3 protein-coding genes are annotated in these 5,827 nt (G+C 50.8%); all 3 read right to left on the reverse strand.

Features of this window, described 5'->3' with window-relative positions; all coding sequences use genetic code 11:
- The coding region (locus P8J86_02845; GenBank protein ID MDG2053622.1) for an FG-GAP repeat protein at positions 1 to 1,994 on the reverse strand (1,994 nt) is incomplete at its 3' end.
- A 130-nt stretch (positions 1,995 to 2,124) separates the two neighbouring features.
- The gene (locus tag P8J86_02850) at positions 2,125 to 5,274 is read right to left on the reverse strand and encodes a hypothetical protein (protein ID MDG2053623.1); all 3,150 of its coding nucleotides are present in this window, start codon (positions 5,272 to 5,274) and stop codon (positions 2,125 to 2,127) included.
- 144 nt (positions 5,275 to 5,418) lie between these two features.
- Positions 5,419 to 5,827 (reverse strand): hypothetical protein (locus P8J86_02855; GenBank protein ID MDG2053624.1); only part of this gene is annotated, 409 nt, incomplete at its 5' end.

A 5,827-nucleotide genomic window follows, 5' to 3' on the forward strand; every position in this document is an offset into this window, starting at 1 on the left:
GCACCAATCACGGCATCGTCACCCGATATCGAAACGCTCTCACCGAAAATGTCCCATTCCGCCCCATCGGAGGCGATCAGCTTCGCCGCCTCAAACCAGTTGCCAGCGCCATCGCGCTCAAAGACATACGCGCTGCCGGAACGACTACCGTTGCCGTCGTCATAAACCGCGCCGACCACGGCATAACCACCTGAGATTGCAACGCTAACGCCGAAGAGATCACCGCTGGCGCCATCAGAGGCGGTCAGCTTCTGTACTTCCGACCAGTTCCCCAGTTCATCGCGCTCAAAGACATACGCACTTTCGGAAGAAATATTGAGTCTGGAACGCGATCCGATCACTACATAGTTACCTGAGATCGAAACGCTACCGCCAAAGTAGTCCTCTGCATCGCCATCGGAGGCGATCAGCTTCTGGACTTCATTCCAGTTACCCAAGCCATCGCGCTCAAAGATATACGCGCTTCCGGAATCAGGCCCGGTGTCGTCGTCGTGCGGCGCTCCGATCACGGCATAGTCACCTGAGATTGAAACACTAAAGCCGAAGTAGTCTTCTGCCGCTCCATCAGAGGCAGTCAGCTTCTGGACTTCATTCCAGTTGCCTGCGCCATCACGCTCATAGACATACGCGCTGCCGGAAGAAGATCCGTTGTCGTCGTCCCAACCCGCGCCGACCACCGCATACTCACCAGAGATCGAAACGCTACCGCCGAAGAAGTCATCATCAGCAGGCGAGGTCTGCTTCGCCGACTGTATCCAGTCTCCATCACCATCGCGATCAAAGATATAAGCACTGCCAGAATTAGTTCCTTTGTCGTCATCATCAGGCGCGCCGACCACGGCATAACCACCTGAGATTGCAACGCTACGCCCGAAGTTGTCATAGCCCGCCCCATCGGAAGCGATCAGCTTCGCAGCTTCAGACCAATTGCCTTGGCCATCACGCTCATAGACATACGCGCTGCCGGAAGAATATCCGTTGTCGTCGTCCCAACCCGCGCCGATCACGGCATAGTCACCTGAGATTGAAACGCTGTAGCCGAAGTAGTCACCAGCCGCTGCATCAGAGGCGGTTAGCTTTTGCGCCTCTGACCAGACGCCCGCTCCATCACGCTCAAAGACATACGCACTGGCGGAGTAGCTGCCGTCGTCGTCATCACCGTACGCACCAATCACGGCATAGTTACCTGAGATCGAAACGCTACCGCCGAAGTAGTCTTCTGCCGCCCCATCGGAGGCCGTCAGCTTATTTACTTCAGTCCAGTTCCCATCGCGATCGTGCTCGAAGATATACGCGCTGCCGGACCAAGTCCCGTTGTAGCCACCGCCAATCGCGCCGATCACGGCATAGTCACCTGAGATTGAAACACTCCAGCCGAAACGGTCATTGTACGCCCCATCGGAGGCGGTTAGCTTGGCTACTTCATTCCAGTTACCATCACCATCGCGATCGAAGATATAGGCGCCGCCGGAATAAAAATCGTTGCCGTGTGCTAGGTCCGCACCAATCACGGCATACTCACCTGAGATTGAAACGCTACGGCCAAATCGGTCATTTTCCGCCCCATCAGAAGCAGTCAGCTTTTGGACTTCATTCCAGCTACCCGCTCCATCACGCTCAAAGATGTATGCACTGCCGGAGGAGTAGTTGTCGTCTTCCTCGTACGCGCCGATCACCGCATAATCACCTGAGATTGAAACGCTAAGGCCAAATCGGTCATTTTCCGCCCCATCAGAAGCAGTCAGCTTTTGGACTTCATTCCAGTTACCCAAGCCATCGCGCTCACAGATATAAGCACTGCCGGAATTGCTCCCGTTGTCGTCGTCTAACCATGCTCCGACCACGGCATAACCACCTGAGATTGCAACGCTACGGCCGAATTGGTCCCCTGCCGCCCAATCGAAGGTCGTCAGCTTCGTCTCGGTGACGTCTTGCCCATACACACCACTACTGATGGCCAGTAACAAAAAATACAATACGCCACGTGCTGCCATGTTTTTTCACTCCAAGAAGCTCTCTTCCTCTCCACGCCCTTCTTATAAAAGGACAGCTACTAGAATACCATGCGATATTGGCTCGTTAGTGCGGTATTTGAGGTTCTCGAGCGACATCCAGGCTTCCTGATCAGCGCTCGTTGCTGGGCGACTTCTTTGATCCGCCGGCGGGCGCTGCACGCAGCGGCGCATTGCAGTCATTGCCATAGTTGATCAGGAACTCAGAGAAGTCGTCGATGTCAACGTCTTGATCGCCGTCGAGATCAGCTGAGAGACCTGCACCAGCCTGACCAAACTGAATGAGGAATGCCGTGAAGTCGAGAAGGTCTACAACATTGTCCAGAACAATGTCGCCAGGGCATACAAAGCATGCTTCCGAATCACATACAACACCATGTCCCAGATACAGACCGTTTGCTATCAGGCAGGTGTCCTCATGTACCGGAATACATATGCCATCAACACAACACCCGCCCGTTATTCCACTGACAGAACTATAAGACTGCACCCGACCATCACCATCGAGAACAAAGTCATACCTAATGCCATCGTGATCAAAACCATCAACACGACCATTTCCATCACGCAACAAGAGCACCGGCTCTCTTGTGAGCATTCCTGTCGTGTCTGATGTATAGAACCATGTCACTGATGAACCCTGCGAATACGTGTCTGCGAAAAATAGAGCCTGGTTGATAGGATCTAACCGCCCTTGATCAAATCGAGTCATTCCTAATTCCATGACAACCGAGCTCTTCACAAACCATTGATTAGCAATCGATGCAAAGAACTCTTGAGGTGCAGCAACGAAGTATCCATCATCGATCATACTTTGTAGGTAATTCATAGACTCCTCGCCCGCATCCGAAATGAGCTGCATCTTTCGTTCACTCCACTGCTCATCTTTGGCTGCGATGACATCAACAACATGATTTGCCTCATGCGCAACCACCTCAACAAATCCATCGCTGGCCTGTGGCTGAACATCTGAAGGAAATGGATTTCCAGAGACTTGTCCAACGTCCATACAAAATACATTGACGCCATTGCCCATACCACGCAGATTGATTATGCCAGGTGCACCACCTAAACAATCGATCGCTGATATCGAGTTGAGTGTCAACATTCCCTGTGGTGTTAGATCACACAGATCATCAATCATTTGAATTTCAGGGATATCAAGCTGGTCATTTTCGAGCAGCAACATATTGTATTTCATAAATAACGACTGCCTCAATCCTGCCAACTGACCGAGATCCGAAATTTCTTGCTTCTTTTCATCAGTGAGCTCTAAGCTGTCACGCCATGTCAGCCAGGCCCGCTCACGAACCCAGGCACTCACAGACTCTATCTCTTCATCAAATGAACCCCATCGAGCGTAGTAGTCTGGCCATTGTTCCATAAGGGCCTTGTAGGCCTGATATACGTTCTCCCGATCTGGGTGATCCCAGGCAAAGTTCTTTGTAGGAATTGCCAGAGTTGCATGCGCCTCTAGGAACGAGTCCCTCTGAGCTGGGTTGGTTTCAAGAATGCTCGGCAATTGACTGCCATAAACATCGTGCATCTGCATGATTCGTTCAATACTCTCTGGAACACTCATGGGGTTCAGATCGAAGTAGAACGAGTCAAATGCATTGGTGTTGTATTTCTTTAACCACCGGGCACCAAAACGATGGCCCAGTTGATTCATGGGATATTCTTCCATGGAAGTATTGTCATAATAGTGGTCCCATACCCAACCAAGTCCCGTGAGGCATAATCGGCCTCCGTCATCGACCCAGTGTTCGATGGCATCGATCTCATCCTCAGTAATCTGCCCCTTCGCATCAGCAATGATCAGTGCAGTGTATTGCTGGAGCGATTCTTCGGTGATTGGCGATGGAATTGGCACCATGTCAATGCCAACTGTCGAGGCAAGACTCTCGAGATCCGTAGTGGATGGAGCATATTCATTGTGCCCCGTTGTATATCCAATAATTGACTCGCCATCCGCAGTCAGATATGAAATCACATTGAGATTTAACTCCCAATTATCGTAAAGCTCAAGCTGGCCACATAATACTCCTCCATCGACTATCACTCGACCCTGACCTACTTCAGCAGCCATGAGCACTAACGATGGAAACGCTATGTCGCTATCCGCACCAACAAGTGGGATCCACATGTCATTTTCTGGGTAAATGGTGCCTGGTGTTCCTTCTTTACCAACCTGATTAAGACCACATACGATTTGCGAAAACTCACCTACGACTCGTTGGCATTCGTCCGGAACTTCATCTTGATCGCAATCCAAGCTGTTACCAGAATAGAGATCGCACAGATCTAACACCCCATTGGAGTTGCAATCAACAAAGATATGACACTCATCTGGAACAAGATCCTCATTGCAGTCGAGACTGCTTCCTTCACCAATGTCGTGCCAATCTAAAATCCCGTTGTCGTTGCAATCATCACATAGCTCGAAAAAGACATTACCACCAGCATCAGTCCAGTCATCTGAACTAAAATGACCTCCTACATTGCCACAGAACACAGATGACGCAACATGTGGCCAGTATGCATCTCCTTGGGTTGCCATAAAAATAGCTGCGCCACAGTTGCTTAGATTGTCTTCAAATATGCACCGATCAAACACTGCGTTACACAACCAAGCAGATACTGCCCCGCCACAACCCCCCTCCTGAGATTGGTTAGCCACAAATCTACAATCGGCAACACTTGGATTGGCCTCTGCCCCGGCAATGCTCATGCCACCACCCCAGACAGCTGTGTTATTACGAAACTCACATTGCTCGATCGAAGCAGAGCAATTAGAAATACGTAGGCCTCCACCAGCATAGCCTGCCGAATTATTTTGAAATACACAGTTTCGTACTGTGATGGATGCGTCAAGCAACATGCCTCCCCCATCACTGTTCCCTAAACCATTGACGAACGTAAAGCCTTCAATAATCGTGTTCGTTGACGTAGTGGAATCACAATAAAGACCTCGTCGAGCGTTTTGTCCGTCGATGATCGTTGAGTTGACTACACTCGGATTAGTTGGATCAGAGCTTCGAAGCGTAACTGCTTGATCAGGCATATTCACAACATGGCCATCTTGTGTGGAGGTGTACGTGCCGGGTGCGACAACGATCTCATCGCCGTTGCTCGCAGCAGCGACCGCATCTTGAATCGTCGAGTACGCACAACCAGTCGGACAGACTTCTAGTGTGCCTGAATACAGATCGCTAGCAGGCAAACAGACCACTACCAGAGCCAAACCTAGCACGCATTTCATAGGTGATACCCCTTTGTACTGTCACGATTCTCTCTTAGAGATCTGGGCCAAATCTACTACTAGAATACCATGCGATATTGGCTCGTTAGTGGTGTATTTGAGGGGCTCTTCAGTACCGTCGGGTTAATTCCCGGCGGTCTTTTTTTATGGTGCTGAGAAGGTTATTATCTCGCCGTTGATGACCAACGCGCCAGTACCATCAAAACTCGCACCAAGTATCGCAACTGCCGCCGCGTCCTCGTTAGCGCAGACCAACTCGCCACCAAATGGAGACGCCCTGAGTTGCCCAATTAGCTTCTCCTCCTTGTTGAGGATAGCCAACTTACCACCATAATCTGGATCCGCAGTAAGTTCCGCACCCCACTTTCCGTCCTTGTTAGCGATGGCCAACTTGCCACCCTCTGGATTCACACCAAGTCCCACAACTCGCTTCTCGTCCTTGTTGTTGATGGCCAAAAAGCCACCATCTGGAGTCAAAGCAAGTTCCGCACCCCACTTTCCGTCCTTGTTAGCGATGGCCAACTTGCCACCCTCTGAATTCGCACCAAGTCCT

The sequence above is a fragment of the Phycisphaerales bacterium genome (assembly GCA_029268515.1).
In the GTDB taxonomy this organism is placed as follows: Bacteria; Planctomycetota; Phycisphaerae; order Phycisphaerales; family SM1A02; genus JAQWNP01.